The following is a 25,708-nucleotide window of genomic DNA, read 5'->3' as shown; positions in this document are numbered from 1 at the left end:
CTGTTGGCTAGACGCTGCGGGTGTGGAGGTGGCCTTTGCGGGTGTGGGACGCGGGCTGCGGCGAGATTGACGGTCCAGGGGTCCGCCTGGGCCTGCCGAAGAGCGCCGTCGTCGTTGCGCTGCTCAGGACATTTGTGAGGCTCCCTCGTGTGACACATGTACTGCAGTATTTGTGCCTCTTGACACTGCACCACGCTCGTTGGCTTCCGTAGGCTTGCGGCATGTTCAAATCTCACAAACCAGGACCGGACGACGCCTGGGAAGGCATTGTTGAGGACAAGTCGCGGGGCATGCTCGACGGCGCGAACATGTACCACTTCGTCAAGGTGAGGCGTGCGGACGGCTACTTCCTCAAAGTGCGCATTGACCGCGGGCTGTGGAAGTCGATCGCGGTCGGCGATCGCCTCGTAAAGGAGCCCGGTAGCGCCCCAGCCAAGGCGTAAACCCCAGAGCGCTGCACGGAGAACACTGAAGCTCCGCATTGAGCTCGTGACACGATCGTGCGACCCAGTCCCAGTAGTCGTGTCGTGGTGGAGCGTGGGAGCGTGGCCCTGGATCGTGGGCGCTGACCTGTGTGGGGAAGCGGGGCTGGACGAGCGTGGTGTGGGCGGCGACGTCGCCGGAATCGGGACTGTTCTCTCCGGTTGAGAGACGTTCAGAGGTGAAGGATCTGGCAGGCCGCTTCAACGACCTGCGCTCCCGTGGCCGGGGGTACGTCGAAGTTCGGTCGCCGAACAGGAAGTTCCCGGTGCCGATCCTGGCCTTCCGAGGGCTGTTCGCGAGTGATTGTCCGTTTCGAGGCTGGGATTGGGTAGGCCAGCCTGGTCGAGAGCGAGGATGGCAGGCTACGGACGGCCGTTGGCAACAAGCGGGCTCTCCTCGCCGAGAGTGAGGGGTCGCCGCGGTGTGTACTGGTGCCACAGCGGCACTCGGAACCGAACTGCGTCACGGGTCGAGACTGCGGCACAATCTTCCTTCATGGCCGCCTCCCGTGATCCAGCCGTCCTATATCCCGACATCGCAACTGAAGGCAGCCTCGCTGCGGCACTCCAGGCCGCAGCGGACGAGGACGGCCTCGCCGTTTCGTTCGAGGCCTCCGAATCCAATCCGCTGCTTCATGCCTCGGTCGCGAGCATGGTTCCGCATCGGACGGTCCTGGCTATCAGTGCCTGGGCGGTCGAACGCCGTTGGTCGATTCGCGGCTGCGAGCCGTTCCAGGACATGGCGCTCGTAGAAGGCAACACGCAGGACCTCGCTCAGGTCGCTCGTGCCGCGCAGGCCTGGTGCGACGGGGTAGAGCTGGCCGAGATCCGCTGTGCCGCGCCGTTCGTGCACCTCACCGGGCGCTTCGAGGTACCCGACAACGATCCGGAGCGACTGGCCGAGTCCGAGTGGCAGCACCTGCGCGCAGAGGCCGACCAGATGGACTGGCCGGAATACCGCGCACTCATCGAGGCCGCATACTCCGAACCGACGCTGCGGGGGCTCTACCCGTTCACCAGCCACTGGACGCTGCGATTCTCCACCAGCACTCGCCCGCGCCTCACTATCGTCCCGCTGTGCCTGGATGCGTATCGGCAGAAGCCCTACACCCTCAGCACCCACTACATGGGAGAGGTCCTCGCCGAGGCCACGACAGCGGAGGAGGCCGTGTCGATGACCCTGCGTCATCTGCCCTCCGACTTTGTCGCCGTCACGCCGGGGGCGGACTGAACAGGCCGGGCTCGGCCTCGGACAGGATGCCGCGGTCGACGAGTCGCTTGAGCTTGTGCGGCGTGCTCTCGATGTTCTTCGGGATGATGTCCAGGTCCAGGTCCAGGTCCGGGTCCAGGTCCAGGGCTTGGCACAGGTCGCGGGCCCGCATCGGCTGCCGCATCTCGGCGAACGCGGTCAGGATCTGCTGGTAGTGCCGGATGCTCCGGCACTACGGGGGTCGGGGGCTCGTGGCGGCCATCATGCGCGAGGGCGGGCACCGTCTTCCGCGTGATCCGCAGATGCTCCGCCTCCTGGTCCAGTTCGCCCAGTCGGCCGGCCAGTTCGTCGATGTGCGTGCGGACCTGTTCGGCCTCGGCTGCGACGGCCTGCTCGCGTGCCGCTATCTTGTCCAGCGGCTGTCCCAGCACCTCCGTCCCGGTCATGCGTCGCGCCAGCTCGGGGTGCTGGTACCGGTGAGCCGACGGGCTATCACATCGGTCATCGCCCAGTAGACCCGCGACTCGGAGCTGGCCGGACGGCCCGCGTAGTCACGGACGAGGCGGCGATGCAGCATCAAGATCCCGTAGGTGCGTAGTCATTACCTTGCGAACAGCCCTCTGAGTTGTAGCTACAAGTGGCTCTGTTCACGACAACGGGTTCTGGCTCAACTTCCCTGCAGTATGTGGCCGGAGTGTCCGGGCACACGGGAGTGCCCGAGGCTTCCGAGTCGACGGCCGACGCAGCCTGACCATCAGGGATCGGAGTCTGGCAGCAGTGGCAGTCTGCCTGCCCGGGGTGCTTTGCGCGTTACAGTCCGGCCGCATGGACGAGGGACGCCCTCTCGAGCTCGTCCAGATGAAGGCCAGCCAGCAGTTCGTCGTCGGCCAGCAGACGTCGCACCCATGCCGCGTCGGCAACGAATGCCGCACGGCACAGGGCCCGTTCTGGGTGGTCTTTCTCAGGGCCGCTGACCGCCAGGTCCCACGCGTTGTCGGGGTCTGTCGGTGCGGACAGGGCGGCGGCTACGAGCACGAGCCCGAACAACTCGTTCCGGCGTGGGATCGACGGATCGGCAGTCAGTCGCAGCAGGTACGGGACGACCGCCGGCATTGTGGCACTAATGGCCATTGGTCCTGACATCACAAGCCAGTCCAGTGCACGTTCGGCCATCTCAGCCGCGTCGGGATCGAGCAGTCCGCGTAGGACGACCGGGACATCAACCGGGCAGCCAGGAATGGACAACCACTCCACGTCCTCGCAGCCTTCCAGTGCCGGATGCGGAGAAGCCTCATACCTCAGGTGTGGGTAGGCCGCCGTCAGAACTGCTGTCGCGGTCACTGCTGCGGCCTCGTGATCCACCTTGCACACCAGTGTGCCTCCCATCCGCCCGCCGGCGCCGAACCAGCGAACATCGACCGCGTCGACGCCGCGAGTCTATCCACGCCCCACTTTCACGACCTTGAGAACCCGACGCTTGCCCAACAGCGCATCAGCCGCCGCCGCGCGGTGCCGTTGCATCGCCGCGGAGACGGCATCGACCGGCAAAGTTGCAGATCACGGTGTTGCGCTGCTGTGTCGTGTGCTGGGAGTGCCACGCCCGACCCGCAATGCGCACCAGGCGGCCGCATCGGCCCACCGACCCGCTCGGCGCGAGGAAGAACGCCTGGTGGACGAGATCCGAGTGCTCCACCGGATCGCCTGGGGCCTACGGGACCCCGCGGATCCACGCCGCCCTACGGCGGTCGGCCGGGTAGTGAAGTCGAAGAAGTTCGAGCGGCTGATGCGCAGGCACTTGATCGTCGGGATCACTCGGCGCCGGCTTCGGTCCTGACCCGGCAGGCGAAGCCGGCGTCGTTCGCCGCCGATCTGATCGGCCGGGCGCGTGCCGGGGATTGTGTCCGGCCGAGTGGTGTAGCTGCTCAAGGGTCGTGAACGCGCGGGCGTCCGCCTGGGGCGGGCACCCACTGTCCGTGACCGCTCCCTGAAACAAGGGCAGACCACCGCGCAAGTCTCCCTGGTGCGCGCATGCGAGGAGTCGCGATGGAGAGAGCTCCCGACAACTCCTCAGCCTATGAGCCACGCTGCTCCGGTGGCCGGATGCGAGCAATCATCAAGACTTGTGGACCGCGTGTTCTAGGATTTCGGGATGAGTGACGAGCTTCTTCACCTCACGGTCCTGGGCTCCGCGACGCCCTACCCGAGCGCGCACAATCCGTGCTCCGGCTATCTCGTGTCGAGCGGGAAAACTCGCGTCTGGGTGGACGCGGGCAGTGGGACGCTCGGCCCGCTCCAGCGGCATGTGCGGCTGGATGAGCTCGATGCGATCTGGATCTCGCATCTGCATGCCGATCACAGCGCGGACCTGCTCACCGCGTACTACGGCGCCCTGTACGCGGACAATCACCTCGTAGCGCCGATTCCTCTCTTCGGTCCGCCTGGAATCGCCGACCGGCTGGCCAACTTCCTTTCCAACACTCCGGCCCGCAGTCCGCTCGAATCGGCCTTCGCCGTCACCGAGTTGCACGACGGGCACCAAGCGGCCATTGGCCCGCTCCGGCTGACCAGCCGGGCGGTGTCGCACGGCATCCCCGCCTTCGCCGTGCGCATCGAGGCGGCGGGCAAGTCGCTGGTGTACTCCGGAGACACGGCACCGTGCCCGAGCCTCACCGAACTGGCCGAGGGATGCGACGTGCTGTTGTGCGAAGCCGAGAGCGCACAGGCACCGGTCGAGGGCGACCCGGTGCACCACACGCCCGAGGACGCCGGCGACACAGCCAGCACGGCCGGGGCGGGCCGGCTGATCGTCACACACGTCGGCCCCTTCCTCACGCCGCAGCAAGCGGTGGCGCGTGCCTCGGCGCGGTTCGACGGTCCCGTCGAATACGCCGCGCCCGATGCAACCTTCTCTATCGGCTAGGCCGCAACCTCCGGGGTCGTTCGACGAGCTGGCCGCGTTCGAAGCGGGCTCCGGATCGGACGAGTGCGACGAGGTGGGGTGCGTTCACGACTCGCCGACGAGTCTGGGCGGACTCGACGAGCTTGAGGACCATCGCGAGGGCGGCGGCTCGGGAGCCTGCCCCGCGGCGATGGACGAAGGACGGGCGCGCGCATGCCGCGCCGCTGGCAGTCCCGCAGCAGGCCCGCCGAGACTCCGGCGACTCACGGTAGCCGTCTGCCGTCTGCCATCGCGATCAGCTCCTCGGTGCCGTCCGCGCGCACGCCCATGACGACCAGGACCGCGGCCTTGGCTTCCTCCAGGCGTATCCGCAGATGGATGCCGTCGGCCCAGACGTAGACGTAGTCCGTGGCGGACAGGTCACGTTCGCCGAACGCCCTTTGGCCGGCCTGCCACTGCGTGGTCAGCCGGGTCACCGTGGCCGGGGACAGGCCGGCGGCCGAGGAACCGAGAAACTGCTCGAGCGCGGGCACGAAGTCCCGCGACGACAGGCCGTGCAAGTAGAGCAGCGGCAGCACCTCGCTGCTTTACGCTCGTCCACCTGCGCGTCAGCCAGATCAACAGCTGCTCGGCGTGGGTCTACGCCAGCGTCTCCGGCGGGAAGAAGGCCGGTGACACCGATGAGCGGCTTCACAGCGTAGCGGCGTGGCTTGAGGCGCCGTTCTACGCCGATGCGGAGCGCGCGGCACTGGCGCTGGCCGAGGCCGCCACCCGGTTGCAGGATGGTGCGCCGGGTGTCACCGACGAGATCTGGGAAGAGGCCAACGCCCATTTCACCGAGGAGCAGATCGGCGCGATCAACTTGGAGATCGCGCTGACCAACTTCTTCAACCGGATCAACCGCACGATCAAGGAACCGGCCGGCAAGACTTGGGGCTGAGCCCAGCGTGGCTTTCACCCATTGAGGTTTCGCCAGCGAAATGATCTTCGGGTGGGCCGCGAGGCCGGGCAGGCGTGAAGCCCCTGGTAGGACTGGTCGGTCTGCCAGGTCCGCTCGAACCAGAGGCTTCACGTTGGTCACCTATGCTGCCGCGCTCGACGTCCTACGCCACTTCGTGGAGTTCCTCGCCCGGTTACTGGCTGCCCACCGGCGCGAAATCGGCACGCCAAAGGGCTCTCGCGCCGGGCCCGATCCGCCAAGCGGTACTGGTGCCGTGCTGGTTCCGAGAACACGGCTGCGTGCAATGCCTGGCCCGGGACGCCGGGATCCCGCACAGCGGGGAACCTCAAAGCGTTGTCCGCGGCGGCGTCAGTTCTTGCCGCTGTCCACGATGACCGGCGTGCCGCCCGAGTCCGTACCGCACGGCACCGCGTACACGGGGTGCGCCTTCGCGGCCTCCTTGTATGCCTCAAGGCACTGGTTGTACAGCACATTGTCGCTCAGGGACCGCCCGATGATCTTGTTGGCGCGGGCGATGCCCTCCGCCTCGATCCGCTTGCGCTCCGCCTCCGCCGTGGCCGTACGCGCCGCCTCGGTGGCCCGCTCGGTGGCCTGCTCCTGCTGGATCTTCTTGTCGATCTGGTCCTGCAGCTTCTCCGACGGCCTCACATTGCGCAGGTTGACGGAAGTGACGTCGATGCCGCGCGGTGCCAGTCGCTCCTTGACGAGGTCGGCGATCTGCGAGCTGATCTGCTCGCGGGCGGATGCGTAACCTTCCTCGCTGGTGTGCTTCGCGAAGACGTTGCGGATGATCTCGCGGCTGTCCGGCAACACCAGCCGCTCCTGGACGGCTTCCTCACTGCCCGCCAGCCGGTACAGCGCGACCGCCTTGGTCGGCGCCACAGCCCACTTGATGGTGACGTCCGCATAGAGCACACCGCCCTGCGAGGAGCGGACCTCGACTACGTCCTTGCCGTTGAGGTCGAGGTCCACCGGGCGGGTGGAGAAGGATGTGACGTCGGTGAACGGTGACTTGAAGTGGATGCCCGAGATCAGCGGCGTGCCGATCCTGCCGAAGGTCACCGGCACGCCGACCTCATAAGCACTCACGACATGGATGCAGGCGAAGGTGCCTGCGATTACGCCCGCAACGGCGCTGAGCGCCGCCCCGAGCTTCCAGTGGCCGGCGCGGCCGCGGCCGACGAGAACGAGCACGAGCGCAGCTATAAGCAACAGGATGGACAGCGTGAACACAGGTATATCCCCCTCCGGAAACGTATCCGCGCCTCTGGGGGCGCGGCCCCGGCGCATCGTAGCCATCTCCGGTGCAGGGCCGCACGCAGGCCGAACCGGAGGGCGTCCGAAAAGCCTGTCAGCGGCCCGAAGTTGCGGGGCGGTCGCTCTTTCGACGGCTGAGGGTTCCGGCTCAACTTCGGTGTAACGCACACGCTGAGCGATGGCTGACGTCAGCAACGGCCTCGGGGAAGTTACCAGACGCAGACGGCCGGTCTCGGTCAGAGGTGCATTACGGTGGGGAACGAGAGCCTTTCGGTTGGTGCAGACGTCGCAATCCACACCGAACCGGAAGGCCCTCACCCGTTCAAGATTCCTCAGCCGAGACCTGGCTCACCCGTCCACAACCTCCCAGGGCAGAACACCTAGACACCCGCGTAAAGCCGTCGGTGCCACCATCGGTACGGACTCCCGCTCCAGTCCACCCAGTGGCTTGGATCAGGATCGTGCATTGTCCTGCTTCGGAATTCGGCATCAAGACCGGCAAGCAGTCGTCGCAATTCGGTGCGTGCCGGAAGCGGGAGCATGCCCACTATGTCTTCCAACGCGTCCCTGACTACCGCGACATCGTCGTACTGGCACCCAGGACAGGCCGGGCACTCCGAGGCAGTCAACCTCAGCTTCCGACCGGGCTGGCGCAAGAAATTCCGGTAGCTGTAGAGGAATTGTGAGGTCCGCCCAGGCTGGACCTCATAGCTGTGAGAGCTATGTTCCATCAAGTGAATCGCGGCACTCGTGTCAGCCGACAGACGGTCGATGGTGGGCAGTTCGCGCGCCCACTTGGGCGGTTGGCGCTCGCGCATGGCGCGGATTGCACCCGGGCGCTTACGCGGCATGTGCCTTTCTGGTGATCATCATGGAGGCCATCCTGCCATCAGCGGTACTTGACGCGCAGAGCCGTGCCTGCAGGCCCCGGACGAGGGCACGATTACGCAGACGGGCTCAAGTGCACGGCGGCAGTATCTCGATCACGGTGGCCGTGCCGGCTACAGGTCAGGCCTCGTGCATGGTGATGACATCGCCGCACTCCAGGAGTCTCCACTGTTCGGGGCTCAGGGGAGCCAGCCGAACGTCGGCGGTCTTTCCCGGGCCGAGCTCCTGCGCGTACTCCACCCACAGCCTTGCGATGCTCAGCTCTCGTTCTCCACCAGCACTGCGGTTGCCGGTATCCCACATCGGCCGGGGTCGACCCTCTCCGGAAAAGGCAGTCCGGCGTCGGCCCTCCTCCGCACGCACCAGGCTCAAGGTTGCCCGGACAGTGCCGTGTTGGACTTCCCAGGCTCGCCACTCGCACCAACGGCAGCTGCGGTCGAGCATCATCTGGCGAGCGGCCTCGGCGAGGAGTTCCCAGAAGTCCACTGACACGGAGTGGACATCCCCGATCTCGATGAGAACGTCGAGCACCATCTCCCACTCCTGGCGCCCGATGTCCTCGCGAACATCCCCAGGTGCCAGTCCTCGCGCACCCATGCCTGCTGTTCCCGGATGATCTCGACGACGTCGCGGCCTGACGAGGATGGTGTTCGGCGCCGCGTCGATCTTCGTCTGCTGGTGGCGGAGCCGCGCGACCATCCCGCCCTCCGGGACGGCGGCGGCGTCCAGGCCGGGGATGTCGGACAGCGGCTCGAAGCAACGCCACCGACCTCAGCGGCATGCTCACCCACATCCACCGAGAGCTTCGAAGCCTTCGGCGACGTTCACCGGGTCGAGCGGCGCGGTCAAGCCGTCCACCTCCGATCGTTAGGGACCAGGAGCGTGAGCGGACGGCCCGGGGCCTCCTCCGGGCAGCTTCCTTCGGCGGCGCACGGCTGCCCATGGCTGGCCGTGACCTCGGCGCCGGACGCCCAAGGCCAGCCCTGCGCCTGGTCATCAGGGTGGGCACGCGGCCAAGGGTCACGGGGCGTCGAGAACTCGATGATCTTGGAAGGTCACGTCAGTCAGCTGCGGCGTCCTCGGCCTCCCAGCGCAGCAGGTCGCCCGGTTGGCACTTGAGCACCTCGCAGAGCGCGGCGAGCGTCGCGAAGCGCACCGCCTTGGCGCGGCCGTTCTTGAGTACCGCCAGGTTGGCGGGAGTGATCCCTACGCGGTCCGCGAGGTCGCCCACGGACATCTTCCGCCTGGCCAGCATCACGTCGATGTCGACGGCGATCGGCATCAGATCACCTCGTCCAACTCGGCCTGCATCTGCGCCGCTTCGACGTCGCGCGCGACGGCCTGGGCGAGCAGCATCCGCAGCACGTGCACGATGAGCGCGACCCCCAGGATGGCCATGCCGATCCCGCCCATGATGACGGTGACGCCCGGGTCGTCCCGCTGGCCCGGCGCGTTGATGGCCGTGACCGCGAACCATACGAGGGCAGCCGCCACGATCGCGCCGGTCACGCCGTCCACGTACCGGAAGGCGGCGTGGGAGAACACGGTTCCGCGCCGCACCATCGTCACCAGCCGCCAGACGCAGACCAGGGCGACCTGGACCGACACCATGCCCAGGATAGTGATCACGCGGAAGGCGGTCAGCGGGAGCGACCCGTCCTCGGGGTCGCTCCCGCTGACCAATGTCCACACCATCAATGCCTGCACGAACACGGTGCCGGCGAGCACCATCACGAGCAGGGCGCGCAGCGCACGCACGGTCAGCTTTCCCATGACCTCGTCCTTCCATCGAATTGCGATGGAAATCTATCGAGATTCGATAGGTTAAGCAATGGCTGGGACGGAGGGTGGGCGGCGGTTTCGCACCTGCCGGGGCGGCGCCACCTCCCATGACGCGGCGGTTGCGCGAACCGCCGCGATCTTGTCGAAGTCGGCCTCACTTGAACACGCGCCGGACGCCACCCGACTACGTCGAAGCCCTGAGTTAGGTGGTCAAAAGGCCTTTCCAGATGGGCTGTCAGGTTCTTGTGCCGCCGTAGCTCGCCGATACCGGCCTCACCGCGACCGGCTTGAGCCCGTAGCCGTTCGGCCTGCTGGGCACGCAGCACCATGCGCCGGGCCGGTTTCGCCCTTGGTGGCGAACTCCTGCTCGTCGGGGACTTCGGCCGCCCGGCAGCGTTCGCGGCCCTCGGTCCAGGACGTGGGCAGGTAACGCTCGCGGTCGACGCGGGCACTTCCACCGGCGGTGGCGTAGGCGGCGAAGACGCCGGTCTGGGTGGTGTCCTCGTCCGGTCCGGCGGCCCGGCGCTGGTCCGGGTCGTGCGTCCATGAGCACGGGATGTACGGCTCGCGGTCCACCGCCGCGTGTCCGCGGCGGCTCGCGTGGACGACGTGGACCTCGACCCGCGCGTTTTCGATTCACTGGCGGTGTCGGTGTACTGGCGCGGGACACCGACGGTGTGCGTGCCCTTCTTCACGGCGCCGGTCTGGTCGACCCTCTGGTCGACCACCGGCACCGCGTGCTCGTCGTGCAACTGGTCCAGCAGGTATCCGCGCACGTCATCGCGGGCACGGCGTCGGCATCCCACTTGGCCCAGCCGAGCAGGTGCTGCTTGCCGTCTGGACTGGCCTGTGCGGCCGCTCGGCGATCGTCCGGCAGTTCTTGCGGGGCAATACTGTCGGTAGGCCCAGGACCAAGTCCGGGGCCCGGCAACGGGGTTCGACTCGCCCGAGCCGGCCGGCAAACCGGCCCATCGAGATCTCGAACATCGTCTGCCGGCGGGCAGGGTCTGCGTTGTGACCCGCGACCTCCGCAAGATCGTTGGTCCTCACACCCGGATGATCAGCGGTGGCCGCTCCACCCTCGCGACCTGTATCGGAATATTCGCGAGCCGGCTTCCGGGCCGACTGGCAGGCTAGCGCCCATGACCAAGCCTCTGAAGCCCAGGCAACGACTGGCCACACTCCCTTACTACGCCGCCCTGAGCGGGGAGGACTTCACCGGCGCGGACCTGGTCTCTGCGAGGACGTCGCAGTTGCGATTCACCCGATGCTCGTTCGCGGGAGCCGATCTACGTCACGCAGACCTGGACGGCTGCTCGTTCATGTTCTGCGATCTGAGCCGTGCTGACCTGCGCGGCGCCTCACTGCGTGGTGCGCACCTGTCCGGCTGCGATCTCCGCGACGCCGATCTGCGTGGTGTTGATCTCACCGACGCCACGTTCGGCCGAGTGAACACCGGCCAACCATCGCGCGGCCTCACCGACGTCACCGGAGCCCGGCTCGACGGGGCGATCCTCCGCGACGTCCACCAGGATGACGTCATCGGTTGGCAGTCCGCGGTTGACGACATTTCGTAAAGCCGAGCCTCCGCCCCCTCCGTCGGTGGTGTCCTCGCGCGGCACAGGACTACGATCTGCGACTCGATTACTAAAGGGGGTTTGTTCCGCTTGGGGTTGTTTGGTTCGAGGTTCAGGTGTCGCGACAGTTCGGGGTGGATTCGCGGGTGAGTTGAGTGTGCGGCATATGAGTTCGATCATCGCGACATGGACTGTGGCTTCAGAAGTGGATGGCCCAATCCTGATTGACGTGCCACGGAGCGTTGGGCTTGCTGATGCAGTCCCATATCTGGAGGCGTGCACCGGTCGGCGGAGGGGTCGGGAACGCCGGGTTCCCGGCATCGAGGCACCTTCCGCTGCCCCTGTGCACCAGGAGGTACGCGCCAAGGTCAGCGCCACTGCCGTAGAAGCCCTCTATCGTCCAGAGTTGACTGGTCGTGCCGTCGCAGTCCGCCAGGACGACGGGTGTTCCGTTGGCCGACCCCTTGGCGTCCAGGCATTTATCTGAAGACCACCTGATCTCACTCCCGCCGGGGACATCCACCAGGTTCACAGTGTCACCGCGGCCGCTCAGCACGAAGCCCTTGCCGTTGAGGCAGGGCATGTTCTGGCATGTGTTCGATTCGAGTCGCGCGTCCAGTCCAGAAGCCTTGTTCGTGAGGTAGGTCGACGGGTGCCAGACGTCGGCCTGGGCCTGGCCGGGAGCCAGGACGGTGACCGAGGAGAAGAACGCGGTGAGCGCGGTGAGCGCGGTCAGCAAAATGGTTCGTCTTCTTCGCATGTCGCTCTCCCCTGAGGGGACTTGTGCTTCCGCCGGGGTTGTGGCGGGCCCTGTACGATTCACTGCCTCATATCCACGATCGCACGGATGGATTGTGGTTGCGACCGACCGAGAAAGTCACGTGAGCCTCGCGGGCGCGGGCAAGGCCTGACCCGTGCGGGCCGGCCGGGTCCCGGATCGTGGTGTATGTGGGAGCGCAAGGCGTGGGCAGTCGGGTCGTGGGGGCATCGTCGTACGCGACGCCCCGGCCTCCGCTTCACGTGGTCCGGGCTTTCACCCACACCACGTATCAGGCGGGCTCCACACCGCCGGAAGGCGAGTGGTCCGGGAGGCCACCTTGTCTTCGCCAGTCGACGAGAAGCTCGACCCGGCAGCCCCACCAGCACCGAGAACAGAATCCAGCGCATCGACCGCCACGTGCTCAACCTGCTCACCGAACGCGTCCAGAGTCTGCGCCTCGGACCGGCAAACTACTGCCGGTTCACCGACCCCTCCCGGGCACTCTGCCTCAGGCTCGCCGACACCCCCACTGCGGACCGGCCGCCGTACCGCCTTTTACGGCACGCGCCCCTACGCATACCTCCGCGCCGAGTTCGAGCGACGCCTTCAAGCCCTCCAGCAGGCCGGAGACATCCCCGATCCCGCGCAGCCCAGATCACCCGCCTCGAGACGGAAAACGCCAAGCTCAAAGAACGGCTGGCACAGTCGGAGCAGACGGTCACCGAACTGACGGAGCTCCGCACCGAAGCCCTGGCCCGGTTCGCCGCCCAGCACGAGGAGAGCGTCCGGCTCTGCGGAGCGGTCGCCGGAACAAGCCGCGTCAGGCGACACCCGTGCAACGAACCACCGTGATCGGAACGTGCGTTCGAAGCATGATCTTCGCAGCTCAGGGAGCCGATTCCGGGAGGTGACCGAGATGTTTGACGACGCGCTCGCGCAGGAGGAGATACTCCTCCCAGCGCCGAGGCAGAGGCCCCGGCGGGCGTTTGACGACACGGGCTGCGGTGACAGTCTGGCCATCCTGGAACTGCTCGCGCGTCAGGTCGAGCTCCACACCGCTGGGTAGTCGATTCCACCAGTGAAATCCATGCTGTTCCCCGCTGCAGTGGACCTCCCCGACCACGAGGTCGCCACCCAAGATGTCGTTCACTATCAGACTCGTGATGTCACACTGGCCCCACGCCGGGTTGCCGGGCTGCCAGCCGGCGCGAGCGAGGTCGTCCGGAGAACAGGTGTCGGCGGCCCAACTGGCGCGCAGGGCTTTGTCGATGTCCAGCAGGCTCCAAGGGATCATGCCGACAGCATCGCAGCCGCCACTGACATCGGCAGCTCGCCGTGGAGACTCTTTGCTCAGCTGCCGGATCCGGACTGCAGAACAGGAAACTGCTTGAGGCACATGGCGTCGTCGTCCCACCCACGACGACGCCACCCGTCGTCCTCGCGGACCTCCCGGCTCGGGTCCTCGCACAAACCGGCGAACCCCACAACAAGATCAAGACGACGTGTCGGCGGTCTGGAGCGCTGGCAGAGGGCGGGGGTCTTCGAGCAGCTGCATCGCCTCCTGCTCGCCGAGTTGAACGCGGCAGGCAAACTCGACTCGACCCGCGTGTGCGTGGACGGCTCCCATGTCCGCGCGAAAAGCGTACGGCTCCCGGGCGGCGCGGCGTGAGCTGCGCCGCCGCCGGATCATGCCGGTGATCTCCTGCAAGGGCGCCTCGAACATCAAGGGCCTGGGCAAGCTCCGCTGTGTCGTCGAGCAGACCTCGCCCTCCTTCACCAGTTCAAACGCCTCGCGGTGCGATGGGAGCGACGCCTCGAACTCCACGACGCCTTCGTCTCGTTGGTCTGCAGTCTCATCTGCTGGCGGCGCCTCAAGAACGCCGCATCATGATCGGGCTACGAACCCTAGGCGCAGGCCGGCCCGGTGTCTTCCGGCGGATCTCTCTGCTCTCGGCTAAGCAGGGACGTGCATGCTCACGGTCCGTGTTTGAGTGACCCTATGAAGATCTTGGTGCTGGGCGGAACGGCGTGGGTGGGCCGCGAGGTCTCGCGGCAGGCACTGGAACGTGGGCATCGGGTGACCTGCCTGGCCCGCGGGGAGAGCGGCGAGGTGGCCAAGGGCGCCGAGTTGGTCGCTGCGGACAGACGTGACCCGGCAGCGTACGAAAGCCTGCCGGGACGGGAGTGGGACGCCGTGGTCGAGGTCTCGTGGCAGCCGGGCTTCGTGCGCGGGGCCCTAGCGGCGCTCGGCGAGAGCACGGGCCATTGGTCGTACGTGTCGTCGGTCAGCGCGTATGCCTCGCATGCGCAGCTGGACGCGGACGAGTCGGCGGAACTGCTTCCGGCGGCCGAGCGGGACGAGGTCGACCACGCCGAGTTCGGGGAGGCCAAGGTGGCCTGCGAGGAGGCCACGGCGGCCGCCGTGGGCGACCGGCTCCTCATCGCGCGGGCGGGACTGATCGGCGGCCCCGGTGACCACAGCGGCCGCTGCGGGTACTGGGTCGCCCGCGCGGCCCGCGAGCCGCTGGCCCCGCTGCTGGTGCCGGCTTGCCCTGGCATCGCGACGCAGGTGGTTGACGCACGAGACCTCGCTGCATGGTTGCTCGACTGTGCGGAGAGGGGAACGACCGGAACGTACAACGCGGTCGGCCCGGTCGTGCCCTTCAGGGAATGGGTCGAGCTGTCGAGGGAGATCGGCGGGCACACCGGGCCGGTGGTGGAGGCGGACAACGACTGGCTGCTCGGGCAGAACGTGGTCCAGGCCATGGGCCCGGAGTCGCTCGCGCTGTGGCTGGCCGACCCGGACTGGGTCGGCTTCAGCGCCCGCAATGGCGCGGCGGCGACCGCAACCGGCCTGCGGCACCGGCCTCGGGCGGAACTCCTGGCACAGACCCTGCGCTGGGAGCGGGAGCAGGGTCTGAACCGGCCCCGCCGGGCCGGCCTGAGCAGCCGGCGCGAGCGCGAACTGCTGGAAACGTGGGGTAGAGCGGTGCGAGGTTAGGCGCGCGACCGAAAACGCCACGACGAAAAACCTCAAGGCCACGTCCTTGAGGGCCACGTCCTCTTTGGACGTGGCCCTCAAGGACGTCAGTCGACGAATGTACCAAGCGTCGGAGCGGCCGAATGAAGCACTTGGAACCCCTAACCGTGTTCAGTGCCGCGGCGGGCGATCGGCAGTTTCACGCCGAGATCCCGGACAAGTCGGCGGTACTTGTCATGGTCGTAGCCGCGATCGCCCGGCACCACATCGAGGCCGTCAGCCCCGGCCAGGGTCTGCGCCCCTTCCGTGACCAGGCGCCGCCGAGGAGGATGGGGACGAGGGCTGACCGGTTGCCCCGGCAGGGAAGGCTCGTCAGGCGGGTTCGGCGTTGAGGACGCGTCCCGCGGGGTTGCGGGTGTGGGCCCACGCGGGGAGCGCGGTCAACACCGCGATGGCCAGCAGGATGACGAGTGCGGCGGTGAGCAGCCACGATCCCGGCGGCGTGATCTGCGCGCCGAAGAACCAGTACAGGACGAGTCCGGTCGGGATACCCGCCGCCACTCCGGGCACGGCGGGCAGGAGTTGCGCGACGCACAGCGCCGTGACGACCTGGCCGGGTGTGGCGCCGAGGGTACGGGTGATGGTCAGGGCGCGCCGGGCCTGGACGGCGGTGCTCCAGCCGAGGAGAACGGTGTTGAGCGTGGACAGTGCCACCAGCGCGATGGTGACGGCGAGCAGCACCTGGCCGGTCTTGTCGGTCCGCACGTCGATGGAGCCGAACCGCTTGAAGGCGGGCCTCGCGTCGAGATCGGCGTGGAAGGTGAGCAGCGCGGTGACCATGAGGGTGGTGGCGGCCGTTCCGGCGGAGGCCAGGACGGCGCGGCCGGGCCGGCGGGCGAGCAACCGGATGCCGAGCAGGAGCGAGGTGGGCAGATACGCCGTCACGGCGTTCAGACGTGGGTGGCGCGTGAGCAGGTGCGCCGGGTCGGCCAGGGCCTGGACGGTGCTGGTGCGGGCGGCGCGCACGGCGGGGTTGACCGCACCGGTCATGGCGACCACGACGGCGAGGAGGAGCGCGGCGGCGATGGTGCCGGTGTCCGGAGGGCTCACCGTGGCGAGGAGCCCGGCGCTGGGATCGGCCAGGCGGGGTGCGGCCAGCGCCCCGGCGGTCAGTCCGAGTGCGGTGGCCAGGAGCGTCAGCAGCAGGTATTGCGCGAGCAGGACGGCGGTGACGGTGCCAGGGCCGGCGCCGACGGCCTTGAGCAGTGCGGCACGCCGGTTGTCGCGGGTGGCGCGCGCGGTGGCGAGCGCGGCGAGGGTGACTGTCGCGGCTATGGCGAGCAGCCAGCCGCCGATGACCAGAGTGGGCCGGGTGAACTCGATCATGGCCGTGTCCGTGCCGAGAACGTCCTGCCAGTAGTGGAAGTTGACCCAGTCATCGCCGATCAGGGCCTGGACGGCCGGGGAGCGGCCGAAGCCGCCGGTCGCGGCGGGGTCGGACAGCTTCAGGTAGATCAGGTGCACGACCGGCGCGTCGCCTGCCGCCGCGCGGGCGTCGGCCGCGGTGAGCCACACCATGCCGCCTTGGTCGGAGGGGCCGGGCCCCTGCGCCGCGTCGCTCCACGGGTACACCTTGGTGGCCGCGCTCATCGCGGTCCCGACGACCGGAATGCTGCGCCCGCTCACGATGACGCTGTCGCCGACGCGCACACCGAGTTCCTGCGCGAAGCCCCGCTCGACCACTGCGCCGCCGGGACGCACCCAGGTCCCGGAGGTCACCAGCGGGCGGTCGACGGGGGACGGCGAACTGCCGCGGCCCTCGACCGCGGAGTGCGCGGTTCGGCCGTGTGCCCGGATGGCGGTGTCGAACGCGAAGAACGGGCCACCGACCCCGGTGACACCGGGCGCGTGTGCGAGGCGCTCGGCGAAGCCGGACGGGTCCTGGCTCGTCGTCGAGGCCATGACGTCGGGGCCGGCGGTGGCCGCGCGGGTCTTCGCGTAGCCGGTGGACACGGCGGCGCCGCTCGCGGCGCCGAGTGTCAGGCTGGCGCCGGCGACGGTGACGACGAGCAGGAACATGGCGGCCTCGCCCGGGCGGCGGCGCATGTCGCGCAGGATCAGGCGCCATATCAGCAGCAGATGTCCCATGGTCAGCCTTCCCAGCTCAGCAGCGCGCCAAGTCCTGTGCTGCCTCCGTCGGCATCCAGGCGGGTATCGGCGGCCACGGTCCCGTCGCGCATGGAGACGATGCGGTCCGCCGTGGCAGCGACGCGCTCGTCATGGGTGACCATGACCAGGGTCTGGCCGGCGGCGCGCAGCTCGTCGAAGAGCCGAAGGATGTCGTGGGTCGCGGCGCTGTCGAGGTTGCCGGTGGGCTCGTCGGCGAGGATGACCAGCGGCTCGTTGACCAGGGCTCGGGCGATGGCGACCCGCTGCCGCTGCCCGCCGGAGAGCTCCGAGGGCAGATGCCGGGCCCGGTCGGCGAGCCCGACCAGTTCGAGGAGTTCGCCGGCACGGAGGCGGGCGGCGCGCGGTGAGGCGCCCGCGAGCAGGGCGGGCAGCTCGACGTTCTCCGTCGCGGTCAGCTCGTCCATCAGGTGGTAGGCCTGGAAGACGAACCCGACTGTGCGGCGTCGCAACCTGGCCAGCGTCCGCTCGCCGAGGCCGTCGATCCTCCGCCCGTCCAGCCACACCTCGCCCTCGGTGGGCCGGTCAAGACCGCCGAGAAGCTGCAGCAGCGTCGACTTACCGCAGCCGCTGGGTCCGGTCACGGCGAGCGTCTGCCCGGCGGGAACGTCGAGGTCGACCCCGTCGACGGCCCACACCAGGCTCTCGTCGTCCCCGTACGTGCGCGTCAGGCCGACCGCCCGCAGCACCGGCACGGCTGCCTCACCGGGTCGGCGGCCGGCCCGTTCCTCGACCGGGCTGTCGCCCATACCCTTGCGCTGACCGTCTCTCGTCATTCGTTTCCTTTGCCTTTCCCACGTGTTGTGCGGGAAGACCAGGTCCGCCCGCACACCTCCAGCCAGCGCAGATCGGCCTGCAGACGGAGGGCGATGCCCTCCAGCAGCAGCCAGGCCTCCGAGTCCGTGTCATGAGCGAGGGCGGCGCGCTGGGCCTCGCCCAGGCCGTGCATCAGCTCCCGCCGCCGGGCGTCCACGAGTGAGAGCGGATCGGCCAGCCCGGACTCGGCGGCAGCCACCAGCTTCAGGTGGAACTCCGGCACATCCGCTCTGGGCCCGACGCTCTCGGCCATCCACGCGACGACCCGCTCCTGGCCGGCCGCGGTCAGCGCATACACCTTGCGCCGCGGGCCACGCACCGGCGCGTCCTCACGCTCCTGGACCACCAGACCCGCCTTCTCGAGCCGGGCGAGCGTCACATAGATCTGCCCCGCGTTCAGCGTCTGCCCCAACGGTCCGAGCGCCGCTACCAACCGCCGACGCAGGTCGTACCCGTGCGACGGTTCCTTCGTCAGCAACGCCAGCAACACGTCCTGCACGGACCACTCTCCCCTCCGACTCCCAATAGATAGCGGTTAGCTAAAAGCCGCGTCAAACCGGCAGGGCATGACGCTCCCTCAGGAGTCGGCGGGCAGCCTGGATCTAGAAGTCCTGCAGAATGACTTCAGGTGTCGCCGGCGGTGGCGTGGTGCTGCTGCGGAAGGTCGCCGACCGCGTCGGCCTGTCCACGGCGCTGAGCACGGCGTTACCGGAGGGCACCGGGCCAGGCTGGCGGGACCGCGGCATGGCGCTGGTCCAGCCGGCCTGCGCGATCACCCTCGGTGCGACGAACGTCCTGGAGATCGAGCAGTTCCAGTACCGCTGGCGCCGCCTGTTCCCCTGGATCCAGGTGTGCGGGAGGGAGCTGACCGGCTGGTACGTCGGCGGGGTCCACGAGCTCAAGGGTCCCGACGGCGAGTGGGTCTTCTACCAGGTCACCGAGCTGACCGGGGTCCGTGACCTGACCGGCTGGCCACGGGGGATCCGGCGGATCGTGCGCCGGGTCAAGCCCTCGCGGCGCGATGCGAAGAAGCTCACCGCCTTCGAGAAGCACACCGGCTGGCGCTACCGGATCGTTGCCACGAACATCCCCGCCCACCAGGGCCTTTCCGGGGTTTCCGCCTCCGGGCAGGTGTGGTTCCTCGACGCCCTCTACCGTGATCACGCCGAGGTCGGGGACCGGGTGAAAGCGATCAAGCGGGTCGGCCTCGGGGCTGCTGCCATCGAGGTCCTGGCAGCTCAACACAGCCTGGGTGCTGGCCGTCACGATCGCCGCCGACCTCGACGCGTGGACCCGGCTCCTCCTTCTGCACGACGAGCCCGAACTCGCCGCCGCGGAACCGGAGACCATCCGGATGAAGCTCTACCACCTGCCCGCCCGCACGACCGCCCACGCCCGACGCCGCATCCTCCACCTGGGAGGAGGGCATGAGCCCCGTTCAGCCCCCATCACGATCTGCGGCTGGAGCAGCAGACAAGTCCCGTCGTCCCAGGACGGAAGTGCTCCGTGCCTTTTGAAGATTTTGAAGACGCTTCGGACAGGCTCGTCGGTGTAGGCGCGAGGTCAGGACCTCAGGAAACATCCTTCCGCAACGACGCGATGAGGCGGTCGAGGTCCCCACGTGCCGTGTACGTACGAATCGGGTCGACATAGTCGCGTGATTCGATGATCTCACCGTCGCGGACACGCATGACGAAGACGCAGGGAACCTTGGCCGTGGAGTCGTCCGGCAACGTGAACTCATAGGCGAACTCGGCGACGATCACTTCAGGATCGGCGGTCTCGTGAACGACGACATCGACGACCCGCCTCTTCGGTAAGGACTCCCGAACCTCCGGCGGCACCGTGAAGTGCTCCTGCAGCGCACGCCGACTCGTCAACGGCTCTGACTCCGGCGTCGCCATCGGATGCCGGACATCGGTGACCTCGCCATACAGGCCAGGCAACTCGTCGAACCTCCCGTCGGCGACTCCATGAACGAGTTGGTGAAACACCTCACGCGGACTCAGGCTCACAAGACCTCCCCAAGTAATGAACGCAGGCAGATAGTTGACCATTATCGCCTGGTCCAGGAACGGTCTTGGCGGACCGTCTCGACCAGCAGCACAGGGTGCGCGGATCGTTCCCGGACCGCGTCGGCATCCCGCATCGCCCTCGCCAGCAGGTGCTGCGGGCCGTCCGGGGTGGCACCGCCGCGTGCTCGACCAGCGTCCAGCAGTTCTTGCGTGGCGGGGCCGACAACAGCCCCAGTACGAACTCCCGCACCGGCCGCCGTGGTTCTTTGCGGGTGAACCGTCCCACGACGCGATCCATCAGGACCTTGAGCGTGTCCTTACGGAGGGCGGGACCTATGCTGTGGCATGCGGCCTGCATGCGGCCACCTCACACCGAGGACCGTCGGTGGCCACGTCCGTTCCGCATACCCCGTGTCATCCGGGGGCACGGCTTACGCGCCGAGCAGGGGGCTTTCATGTGGTCGACCGCTTCACGGCCGGCGTTCCGTCGCTTCATCGGTGCAGTTGTGGCCGGCGTCGCCTTGGCCACGACCTCAGGATGCACGGTTCCCGTCGATGCCGTCGCCGGCATCTCCGTGACCGGTGACGGCCATCTGCTCGGCGTCATGCTGGTCTGCGGACATCACATCGATGGCGCGACCCTCTACGTGGACAGCGACGACGTCGACAAGACGGTCAAGGTCGGTTCGTGGACCGCCGCCCACCCCCTCACACCCGGTCTCGCCACCTGGCCCCTCGATTCTCCTGCCGCCGGCTGGACCGCGACCAGATCTCTCACTCCGCTCACCACCAAGACCACGTACGCCCTCTACGGCTGGACCAAGGACAACTCGTGGTCATCTGGCAGCGTCTCCTTCACGCTGAGCGACCAGGACCGGCTCACTCCAGGAAAAGTCCGCTACACCAAGATCTCGGACGATGGTGAGGAATCCGCCGCCACCGTTTCCATAGCGGAGTTCAAAGCCAGGGCCTGCCAGAACAGGTAGCCCGGAGGCGCCCCCAGCCAGGTCGAGGCGCTCCCTCCAACGGGAGGCACGCGCTCAACCTTCGCCGACACAAGAGGCAGATCACGATCTGCAACTGGAGTACCGAGCGGTCGGCGCTGGAAGTCCTTCGGGGGTTGCCTCGTCAGGCAAAGGCGGGCTGGCGGTTCGGCGTCACGGCAGTTCGACAGGGCCGTAGAGGGCGGCCGGCTGCTTGGTCTGCAGCGCCCAGTACCGGTCGCCGAACGACCAGTGCCACCACTCCGTACCGTAGTTGATCAAGCCTGCGACGGACAGCGCGCCGCCCAACGCGGCCCGGTTGCTGCGGGCCCGGTCGCTGAGCCCGGGTGCGTCGGTGTAGCAGGCGCCCTCGGACTCCTCCGGGGAGGCGTTGACGCGCGTTCCCATGTCCAACTCGCGGCCGAGGTGGTCGATCAGCGTCACGTCCACGGCCGCGCCGGCGGAGTGCGGTGCGATCTCCGGAGGCGAGACGAAGCGGCTGGCGGCCTCCCGGAGCCGGGCGGCCTGCCAGTCTGGATGGGCGCGCGCCAGCTCGTCGGAGTACTCCTCGAAGTACCGCCGCTGCAGGGTCGGGGGCCGGAAGCCCTCGACGAACAGCAGCAGCACCCCGGTGGGCAGCAGTGACTGGGCGTGCACCAGCCGGGTGAGGACGCCTTGCCGGACATGGGCCCAGGCCCCGGCCTCGTCGCGTTTGCGGTCGTCGACCTTCAGGCCGTTCATACGGACGTCGACGAGGTCCTCGCCGCAGTCCTGAAGGGGGATCGCGGCCACCCTCCGGTCGGACATCAACACGATGCTGCCGCTCATTCGTTTCCCCAGTCCCAGGTGCCGAAGTACGCGGCCTCGCCGGTACGGCGGGCCTCCTCCACCGCGCTCAGGCGCGCGAAGTCACGGGGCGGCATCAGTGCCTTCCACCCGGCCAGGGGCAGGACGCGGACCTCGTCGTGCTCCTGCGGATCCAGGGTGATGCCGCGGATCTGTGCCGCGGTGAGCCGGCCGCCGTCGAAGACCATCCCGATCGTGCTGTAGGGCCATTCGGCGCCGGGCAGCCCGTACACGGTGGCCAGCAGCCGGGGCGGACCGGACACGGTCAGCCCGGTCTCCTCCCGGCCTTCGCGCACGGCCGTCTCCCAGGGCCGCTCGCCCTTGTCCATCGTTCCGCCGACCAGCTGCCAGGGATGCGCGGGGGAGTAGACGGAGTGCAGCTGGAGCGGCCGGTCGTCCTCGTCGGTGAAGTACAGACAGGCGAACGCGGTGGCCTTGAGGACCGTCTCGGCGTACTGCTCGGGCGGCAGCCAGGTGGGGTTGCTCTCCGAGGTCCTCGCGGGGGCCGGTTGTTCGAGACGCGTCAGCCGCATCAGCGCCGGGCTGCCCGTAAAGCCCAGTTCACGGTAGAGCGGTTGCGCTTCCACGCTGGCGTGGAGCTCGAACAGCGTGACGTGCTCGACGTCGGAGAGGTGGTCGAGCAGTGTCGAGACCGCGGCCCGGGCGTAGCCGCGGCGCCGGAGGTCCGGGTGCGTGGCGACCATGTGCACGCGGGCGGCCAGGTCCCGCGGGTAGGCCGGTGCCGGGAGCACGGGATGGATCAGGCCGAGGGCGCAGGCGGCCATCGTGCCGTCCGGGGTGTCGATGACGAAGGCCCGCGCGTCCCCCTGTTCGGTCAGTCGCGGTGCCAGCTCGTCCGTGCACCGCCGGATCCATTCCTCGCTCAAGGGCTTGGAGAGGACGTGCTCGGAGCGCATCCGGATGATGGCCTCGGCGTCAGCGGGCGTTGCCGCGCGGACCGGCGGTCGCCCGGCGGCATCCTGCGGTTCGGTCGCGGCGGCGGGTGCCGTGTGGGCGTTCACGGGGCTTCTCCTGTCGAAGGGAGTGGTGCGTGGTGCTCGGCGCGCAGCCGGGCCAGTGTCCGTCGGCCGCGCTCGACCAACTCGGGATCACCGTGGGCGACGCCGAAGGCGATCCCGCTCACGGCATCGAGAGCCATGTCGATGCCCAGCCGTGCCTCCTCGGCGCCGGTCAGGGACCTGCCGTATCCGGCCAGGAACGCGTCGAACAGGTCGGGGAGGCCGGCCCAGGCGTCGGACAGGCGGACCAGATCCCGTACGGCCGGGCCTGGCTCACTGCGCTCAAGGTCGATCACCGCCACGAAGACGTCGGGATCGTCAGTTCCGTATCCCGCGTCGGGCATGGCCGTGTCGGCGGCGTAGAGGATGTTGCGGAGCTGGAGATCCCCGTGGGTCTCCACCCACTCCAGCGGCTGCAGGTCCTCGGCCTGCCGGACGAGTTCGCGGACGAACTCCGCATCGCCCGGACGCAGATGAGACCGCGCCCCGGCCAGATGCCGGTCGGCCTTGGCGACGGCCGGGCCGCCGCCGGCAGGAGCTGGCCGTGGGGGAGAGGACTGGTGGATGCGGCGGGCCAGCGCGCCGATCCGGTGGAAGACCGCCCTCTCCCGCTCCGGGGTGAGGACGGCGCCGTACAGCGGACGGCCCGGCACCGCGGTGAGCACCACCGTCCTCAGTTTCTCGTCGGCGGCCACCAGCCGGGGCGCCGCCTTACCCAGTGCCGGTGCCCACGTCCGTAGCCCCCGTACTTCCCTGCCGTGGAACCTGTCGCTCTGGTGGACCTTCACGTACCAGGTGCCGCCCTGCGCGCCTCGGGCCCGCCACACGCGGCTGTCCTCGCGCGCCCACGACGTATCCGTCCACTCGGTGATCCGGCCGACCGTCTGCTCCGCGAACTCCGCGACCGGTGCGTCGGGACGGCTGGGGAACGCCTGGCCGGTCACGTCCGGGACGAGACGCAGTCGGTTGGCGTCGAGGTCGAAGGCGATGTCGTCGCCGGGCAGTTGGAAGTGCACGGCAAGGTGTGCGCCGGCGGTGTAGGCGTCCAGGCCGGCACGGCAGTACGCCACCATTCCGGCGGGCAGAGCGTCAAGGGGCGCCCAGTCCATCGCATCGCAGACGTCCGGCTCGGCGATCCGGGGCTCGCCCCGCCACCGTCGGACCTCGAAGAAGTATCCAGAGCGGGAGGAACCGCCGGGGCTGCGATGGTGCACGGTCACCGCGGCCTGTACGTCGGCCGGGTCGATGACGACACCGGTCTCCTCCCGCGCCTCGCGCACCAGGGCGGCGACGACGTCCTCGTGCGGACCGTCGAGATGCCCCGACGGGAGATGCCACAGGCCGGCGGCGTACACCTGCCCGGCCCGCCGCGACAACAGAACCTCCGGTCCCTCGGGGGTCTCCCGACGCAGGATCAGATGGACGTCCACCGGCTCGGTGCGCCGCTGCCCGCCGCTCACCGCGCACCTCCCGGACGCCGGGCGAGCAGGACCGTGAACACGGCCTTCTCCACAAGCGATCCGCCTGCCGCGAGCTCGTCGAGCAGCGCCCGGGCCTCATCCTCGAACGCCGCGTGCCGCTCACCGAACAGGCCGGCCCCGGCGAAGGACGTGCTGCGCAGATAGCCGAGCACCGCCTCCGGCGTCCAGGACCGCGTGGCCGGGACCCGGTGCTCGGTCACGTCGCTCCACGCCGAGTCGGCGAGGTCCTCGCGGAACGGGCGAACGGGTTTGGGGTAGTCGCCGAGCACTCCGGCTCGACGCCTGGGCCCCAGGTAGCGCTGGATCAGGTCGCGCAGTGCCCGGGTCCAGTCGGCGTCGTGCGTCCAGAGGCTTCCGTCCCCCATGATCGCCAGCGTGGCCCGCGGGGCGGCGACCCGGTGCGCCATCGCCAGAACGCCCGGACCGCTCATCCAGTGGTAGGCCCGGCAGCAGGTGACCAGGTCCGGCATCCATCTGTCCTCCCCGGGCAGTGGAGCGAGGGGGGCGTAGGCATCGGCCGAGGTCTGGATGAGGTTGAGGGTGCAGTCCCCGAGCACGGGCGTGATCGCGGCCCGGGCCTGGTCGAGCATCGGCCGGCTCCAGTCGACCGCTTCGATGTGCGCGAGGGAGGGGAGGGCCTTCAGCAGAGCCCGGGGGACCTGCCCCGTTCCGGTGCCCAGGTCCAGCAGCGTGGGATCGGGAAGATCCCGGACGGTGGCGGCCAGCAGCTTGGCCGCCTCGGCCGGTACACCTGGGCGGTAGCGGTCGTACTCCTCGGCTGCCGCCGCGAACAGGGCTTCCTTGCCCGGAGGCAGGCCCGGGAAGGGATCGTCGGGACAGGTCACGTGGATGCTCCCTCGTCGAGCGGGCGGGGGGTGGGCAGGTGCCAGGACAGACGGCCGCCCGCTGATACGGCCCGCTGGCCACCGTCCGGATCGAAGACAAGGTGGTAGCGGCTGGGGCTGCCGGCCGCTCGCCACCGATCGGCCAGGTCCTGGATCTCCTTCCAGATGTTGCGCGGACCGTGGGTGGTGACGTTCCAGCGACAGCGCTCCACGGCCTCCACCCGCAGCCACGACCCGCAGCCAGGTGCGCCGATGGACAGGTGCTCGGCACCGAAGTCGCGTACCAGCCCTCCGAGGAGGTGGTCCGCGGCCAGCCACAGGCCCCGGTCCTCGTCCGCGGGCGGTGCCGGCATGCTCAGCTGCGTCCAGGTGCCCGGCTCGGTGGCGATGCGCTGCCGGAAGTCCTTGCTGAGCCAGATCCGCTCCATGCCGTGCCCGGCGCGGTGGGCGAACTCCACGGCCCGTAACTCCGCCTGAATCTGCCCGTCGGCGGTGCGCTCGACCACGGCGAGGCCGGGCCACGACGGGGATCTGCTGCTGACGTGCGCCAGCAGCCGACCCCCGGTGGCAAGCTGGCTGGAGCCGGGCGACCATCGCCGCCCGCGCGGCTGCCGGATCCGCTTGCTGACCCTTCGGCGCGCCACCGCCGACGGGGCCCGCTGAGCGCCCCGGCGCCGGGACGTTCGCGGCAGGGCATGTGTCCGGAGTGCTCATTGTTCG

26 protein-coding genes and 5 pseudogenes are annotated in these 25,708 nt (G+C 68.8%); 9 read left to right on the top strand and 22 right to left on the bottom strand.

The window, feature by feature from the left end; genetic code table 11:
• Nucleotides 1-221: 221 nt before the first annotated feature.
• Together ACFYW8_RS36580 and ACFYW8_RS36575 are read left to right on the top strand one after the other, a co-directional pair.
• Nucleotides 222-443, top strand: coding sequence for a hypothetical protein (locus ACFYW8_RS36580; protein WP_365874963.1), 222 nt, complete (start codon nt 222-224; stop codon nt 441-443).
• Nucleotides 444-978: 535 nt separating this feature from the next.
• On the top strand, nt 979-1,713 hold the full coding sequence (locus ACFYW8_RS36575; protein WP_389088947.1) for a DUF6193 family natural product biosynthesis protein: 735 nt from the start codon (nt 979-981) through the stop codon (nt 1,711-1,713).
• Here the strand turns inward: ACFYW8_RS36575 and ACFYW8_RS36570 are convergent.
• Entirely contained in the window at nt 1,694-1,876 is a 183-nt protein-coding gene (locus tag ACFYW8_RS36570) for a hypothetical protein (protein WP_389088944.1), read from the bottom strand. The two genes, ACFYW8_RS36575 and ACFYW8_RS36570, sit on opposite strands and share 20 nt — an antisense overlap.
• A gap of 67 nt (nt 1,877-1,943) precedes the next feature.
• Between ACFYW8_RS36570 and ACFYW8_RS36565 the strand changes: the two genes are divergently transcribed.
• Complete coding sequence (locus ACFYW8_RS36565; RefSeq protein ID WP_389088941.1) at nt 1,944-2,207, top strand: hypothetical protein; 264 nt, start codon at nt 1,944-1,946, stop codon at nt 2,205-2,207.
• Nucleotides 2,208-2,502: 295 nt separating this feature from the next.
• On the opposite strand, the gene ACFYW8_RS36560 is transcribed toward ACFYW8_RS36565, so the two are convergent.
• The gene (locus tag ACFYW8_RS36560) at nt 2,503-3,063 is read right to left on the bottom strand and encodes a hypothetical protein (protein WP_389088936.1); all 561 of its coding nucleotides are present in this window, start codon (nt 3,061-3,063) and stop codon (nt 2,503-2,505) included.
• 778 nt (nt 3,064-3,841) lie between these two features.
• On the opposite strand from ACFYW8_RS36560, the gene ACFYW8_RS36555 reads away from it, so the two are divergent.
• Nucleotides 3,842-4,612 carry an MBL fold metallo-hydrolase gene (locus ACFYW8_RS36555; protein ID WP_389088932.1) on the top strand — a complete coding sequence of 257 codons (771 nt, stop codon included), beginning with the start codon at nt 3,842-3,844 and terminating at the stop codon, nt 4,610-4,612.
• Here the strand turns inward: ACFYW8_RS36555 and ACFYW8_RS36550 are convergent.
• Nucleotides 4,602-5,175, bottom strand: a pseudogene (locus tag ACFYW8_RS36550) (transposase); the annotation flags it as partial. The gene ACFYW8_RS36555 and the pseudogene ACFYW8_RS36550 sit on opposite strands and share 11 nt — an antisense overlap.
• Between ACFYW8_RS36550 and ACFYW8_RS36545 the strand changes: the two are divergent.
• Nucleotides 5,169-5,531 (top strand): annotated as a pseudogene (locus ACFYW8_RS36545) (carboxymuconolactone decarboxylase family protein); the annotation flags it as partial. The pseudogenes ACFYW8_RS36550 and ACFYW8_RS36545 overlap by 7 nt on opposite strands.
• Before the next feature lie 369 nt (nt 5,532-5,900).
• Here ACFYW8_RS36545 and ACFYW8_RS36540 read toward each other — a convergent pair.
• The 5 genes and pseudogenes from ACFYW8_RS36540 to ACFYW8_RS36520 all read right to left on the bottom strand — a co-directional run.
• Complete coding sequence (locus tag ACFYW8_RS36540) at nt 5,901-6,842, bottom strand: prohibitin family protein (RefSeq protein ID WP_389088928.1); 942 nt, start codon at nt 6,840-6,842, stop codon at nt 5,901-5,903.
• A gap of 975 nt (nt 6,843-7,817) precedes the next feature.
• Nucleotides 7,818-8,396: a hypothetical protein gene (locus ACFYW8_RS36535; protein WP_389088924.1), complete on the bottom strand. Its 579-nt coding sequence runs from the start codon at nt 8,394-8,396 to the stop codon at nt 7,818-7,820.
• 361 nt (nt 8,397-8,757) lie between these two features.
• Entirely contained in the window at nt 8,758-8,979 is a 222-nt protein-coding gene (locus ACFYW8_RS36530) for a helix-turn-helix domain-containing protein (protein ID WP_389088919.1), read from the bottom strand.
• On the bottom strand, nt 8,979-9,470 hold the full coding sequence (locus tag ACFYW8_RS36525) for a DUF2975 domain-containing protein (RefSeq protein ID WP_389088916.1): 492 nt from the start codon (nt 9,468-9,470) through the stop codon (nt 8,979-8,981). Before ACFYW8_RS36525 ends, ACFYW8_RS36530 begins: the two co-directional genes overlap by 1 nt.
• 357 nt (nt 9,471-9,827) lie before the next feature.
• Nucleotides 9,828-9,971: pseudogene (locus ACFYW8_RS36520) on the bottom strand (IS701 family transposase); the annotation flags it as partial.
• 650 nt (nt 9,972-10,621) lie between these two features.
• Between ACFYW8_RS36520 and ACFYW8_RS36515 the strand changes: the two are divergent.
• Nucleotides 10,622-11,056, top strand: coding sequence for a pentapeptide repeat-containing protein (locus ACFYW8_RS36515; RefSeq protein ID WP_389088913.1), 435 nt, complete (start codon nt 10,622-10,624; stop codon nt 11,054-11,056).
• A 199-nt stretch (nt 11,057-11,255) separates the two neighbouring features.
• Here the strand turns inward: ACFYW8_RS36515 and ACFYW8_RS36510 are convergent, their stop codons facing one another.
• From ACFYW8_RS36510 to ACFYW8_RS36500, 3 genes are all read right to left on the bottom strand, one after another.
• Nucleotides 11,256-11,816 (bottom strand): RICIN domain-containing protein, encoded by a 561-nt coding sequence (locus ACFYW8_RS36510; protein ID WP_365874985.1) that lies wholly within the window; start codon nt 11,814-11,816, stop codon nt 11,256-11,258.
• An 886-nt stretch (nt 11,817-12,702) separates the two neighbouring features.
• Nucleotides 12,703-13,110 (bottom strand): hypothetical protein, encoded by a 408-nt coding sequence (locus ACFYW8_RS36505; protein WP_389088904.1) that lies wholly within the window; start codon nt 13,108-13,110, stop codon nt 12,703-12,705.
• Between the two features lie 198 nt (nt 13,111-13,308).
• Complete coding sequence (locus ACFYW8_RS36500; RefSeq protein ID WP_389088899.1) at nt 13,309-13,641, bottom strand: hypothetical protein; 333 nt, start codon at nt 13,639-13,641, stop codon at nt 13,309-13,311.
• 174 nt (nt 13,642-13,815) lie between these two features.
• Here ACFYW8_RS36500 and ACFYW8_RS36495 point away from each other — a divergent pair, with 174 nt between their 5' ends.
• Complete coding sequence (locus tag ACFYW8_RS36495; protein WP_389088894.1) at nt 13,816-14,817, top strand: NAD-dependent epimerase/dehydratase family protein; 1,002 nt, start codon at nt 13,816-13,818, stop codon at nt 14,815-14,817.
• A gap of 143 nt (nt 14,818-14,960) precedes the next feature.
• Here the strand turns inward: ACFYW8_RS36495 and ACFYW8_RS36490 are convergent.
• From ACFYW8_RS36490 to ACFYW8_RS36475, 4 genes and pseudogenes are all read right to left on the bottom strand, one after another.
• A pseudogene (locus tag ACFYW8_RS36490) lies at nt 14,961-15,050 on the bottom strand (IS5/IS1182 family transposase); the annotation flags it as partial.
• 118 nt (nt 15,051-15,168) lie between these two features.
• Entirely contained in the window at nt 15,169-16,944 is a 1,776-nt protein-coding gene (locus tag ACFYW8_RS36485) for an ABC transporter permease (protein WP_389088890.1), read from the bottom strand.
• A gap of 2 nt (nt 16,945-16,946) precedes the next feature.
• The gene (locus ACFYW8_RS36480; RefSeq protein ID WP_389088885.1) at nt 16,947-17,759 is read right to left on the bottom strand and encodes an ABC transporter ATP-binding protein; all 813 of its coding nucleotides are present in this window, start codon (nt 17,757-17,759) and stop codon (nt 16,947-16,949) included.
• Entirely contained in the window at nt 17,756-18,298 is a 543-nt protein-coding gene (locus ACFYW8_RS36475) for a PadR family transcriptional regulator (protein ID WP_389088880.1), read from the bottom strand. Before ACFYW8_RS36475 ends, ACFYW8_RS36480 begins: the two co-directional genes overlap by 4 nt.
• A 119-nt stretch (nt 18,299-18,417) precedes the next feature.
• Between ACFYW8_RS36475 and ACFYW8_RS36470 the strand changes: the two genes are divergently transcribed.
• Complete coding sequence (locus tag ACFYW8_RS36470; protein WP_389088876.1) at nt 18,418-19,230, top strand: hypothetical protein; 813 nt, start codon at nt 18,418-18,420, stop codon at nt 19,228-19,230.
• Nucleotides 19,231-19,370: 140 nt separating this feature from the next.
• Here the strand turns inward: ACFYW8_RS36470 and ACFYW8_RS36465 are convergent, their stop codons facing one another.
• Both ACFYW8_RS36465 and ACFYW8_RS36460 read right to left on the bottom strand, forming a co-directional pair.
• Entirely contained in the window at nt 19,371-19,856 is a 486-nt protein-coding gene (locus tag ACFYW8_RS36465) for a nuclear transport factor 2 family protein (protein ID WP_389088871.1), read from the bottom strand.
• A 65-nt stretch (nt 19,857-19,921) separates the two neighbouring features.
• Nucleotides 19,922-20,112, bottom strand: a pseudogene (locus ACFYW8_RS36460) (IS701 family transposase); the annotation flags it as partial.
• Nucleotides 20,113-20,335: 223 nt separating this feature from the next.
• Between ACFYW8_RS36460 and ACFYW8_RS36455 the strand changes: the two are divergent.
• Nucleotides 20,336-20,800 (top strand): hypothetical protein, encoded by a 465-nt coding sequence (locus ACFYW8_RS36455; protein ID WP_389088866.1) that lies wholly within the window; start codon nt 20,336-20,338, stop codon nt 20,798-20,800.
• A 171-nt stretch (nt 20,801-20,971) separates the two neighbouring features.
• Here the strand turns inward: ACFYW8_RS36455 and ACFYW8_RS36450 are convergent, their stop codons facing one another.
• From ACFYW8_RS36450 to ACFYW8_RS36430, 5 genes are read right to left on the bottom strand one after another with little or no spacing between them, the layout of a single operon-like run.
• Complete coding sequence (locus tag ACFYW8_RS36450; protein WP_389088861.1) at nt 20,972-21,625, bottom strand: M15 family metallopeptidase; 654 nt, start codon at nt 21,623-21,625, stop codon at nt 20,972-20,974.
• A complete protein-coding gene (locus ACFYW8_RS36445; RefSeq protein WP_389088857.1) occupies nt 21,622-22,665 on the bottom strand; it encodes a GNAT family N-acetyltransferase in 1,044 nt (347 codons plus the stop codon). Before ACFYW8_RS36445 ends, ACFYW8_RS36450 begins: the two co-directional genes overlap by 4 nt.
• Nucleotides 22,662-24,122 (bottom strand): phosphotransferase, encoded by a 1,461-nt coding sequence (locus tag ACFYW8_RS36440; protein WP_389088852.1) that lies wholly within the window; start codon nt 24,120-24,122, stop codon nt 22,662-22,664. The genes ACFYW8_RS36445 and ACFYW8_RS36440 overlap by 4 nt, the downstream gene beginning before the upstream one ends.
• Nucleotides 24,119-24,988 carry a class I SAM-dependent methyltransferase gene (locus ACFYW8_RS36435; RefSeq protein WP_389088847.1) on the bottom strand — a complete coding sequence of 290 codons (870 nt, stop codon included), beginning with the start codon at nt 24,986-24,988 and terminating at the stop codon, nt 24,119-24,121. Before ACFYW8_RS36435 ends, ACFYW8_RS36440 begins: the two co-directional genes overlap by 4 nt.
• Complete coding sequence (locus ACFYW8_RS36430) at nt 24,985-25,632, bottom strand: hypothetical protein (protein ID WP_389088842.1); 648 nt, start codon at nt 25,630-25,632, stop codon at nt 24,985-24,987. The genes ACFYW8_RS36435 and ACFYW8_RS36430 overlap by 4 nt, the downstream gene beginning before the upstream one ends.
• Nucleotides 25,633-25,708 lie beyond the last annotated feature (76 nt).

The sequence above is a fragment of the Streptomyces sp. NPDC002742 genome, from assembly GCF_042888885.1.
Taxonomy (GTDB): domain Bacteria; phylum Actinomycetota; class Actinomycetes; order Streptomycetales; family Streptomycetaceae; genus Streptomyces.
The sequence above is the reverse complement of the archived record's forward strand: the minus strand, read 5'-3'. Positions and strand labels throughout refer to the sequence as shown.

Coding starts and splice junctions, on each gene's coding strand:
- ACFYW8_RS36570 (WP_389088944.1), bottom strand. CDS start 1,876: ATGCGGCAGCCGATGCGGGCCCGCGACCTGTGCCAAGCCCTGGACCTG.
- ACFYW8_RS36450 (WP_389088861.1), bottom strand. CDS start 21,625: ATGAGCGGCAGCATCGTGTTGATGTCCGACCGGAGGGTGGCCGCGATC.
- ACFYW8_RS36525 (WP_389088916.1), bottom strand. CDS start 9,470: ATGGGAAAGCTGACCGTGCGTGCGCTGCGCGCCCTGCTCGTGATGGTG.
- ACFYW8_RS36580 (WP_365874963.1), top strand. CDS start 222: ATGTTCAAATCTCACAAACCAGGACCGGACGACGCCTGGGAAGGCATT.
- ACFYW8_RS36540 (WP_389088928.1), bottom strand. CDS start 6,842: ATGCGCCGGGGCCGCGCCCCCAGAGGCGCGGATACGTTTCCGGAGGGG.
- ACFYW8_RS36495 (WP_389088894.1), top strand. CDS start 13,816: ATGAAGATCTTGGTGCTGGGCGGAACGGCGTGGGTGGGCCGCGAGGTC.
- ACFYW8_RS36575 (WP_389088947.1), top strand. CDS start 979: ATGGCCGCCTCCCGTGATCCAGCCGTCCTATATCCCGACATCGCAACT.
- ACFYW8_RS36505 (WP_389088904.1), bottom strand. CDS start 13,110: ATGATCCCTTGGAGCCTGCTGGACATCGACAAAGCCCTGCGCGCCAGT.
- ACFYW8_RS36510 (WP_365874985.1), bottom strand. CDS start 11,816: ATGCGAAGAAGACGAACCATTTTGCTGACCGCGCTCACCGCGCTCACC.
- ACFYW8_RS36530 (WP_389088919.1), bottom strand. CDS start 8,979: ATGCCGATCGCCGTCGACATCGACGTGATGCTGGCCAGGCGGAAGATG.
- ACFYW8_RS36465 (WP_389088871.1), bottom strand. CDS start 19,856: ATGGTCAACTATCTGCCTGCGTTCATTACTTGGGGAGGTCTTGTGAGC.
- ACFYW8_RS36470 (WP_389088876.1), top strand. CDS start 18,418: ATGACTTCAGGTGTCGCCGGCGGTGGCGTGGTGCTGCTGCGGAAGGTC.
- ACFYW8_RS36515 (WP_389088913.1), top strand. CDS start 10,622: ATGACCAAGCCTCTGAAGCCCAGGCAACGACTGGCCACACTCCCTTAC.
- ACFYW8_RS36480 (WP_389088885.1), bottom strand. CDS start 17,759: ATGACGAGAGACGGTCAGCGCAAGGGTATGGGCGACAGCCCGGTCGAG.
- ACFYW8_RS36555 (WP_389088932.1), top strand. CDS start 3,842: ATGAGTGACGAGCTTCTTCACCTCACGGTCCTGGGCTCCGCGACGCCC.
- ACFYW8_RS36485 (WP_389088890.1), bottom strand. CDS start 16,944: ATGGGACATCTGCTGCTGATATGGCGCCTGATCCTGCGCGACATGCGC.
- ACFYW8_RS36535 (WP_389088924.1), bottom strand. CDS start 8,396: ATGGTCGCGCGGCTCCGCCACCAGCAGACGAAGATCGACGCGGCGCCG.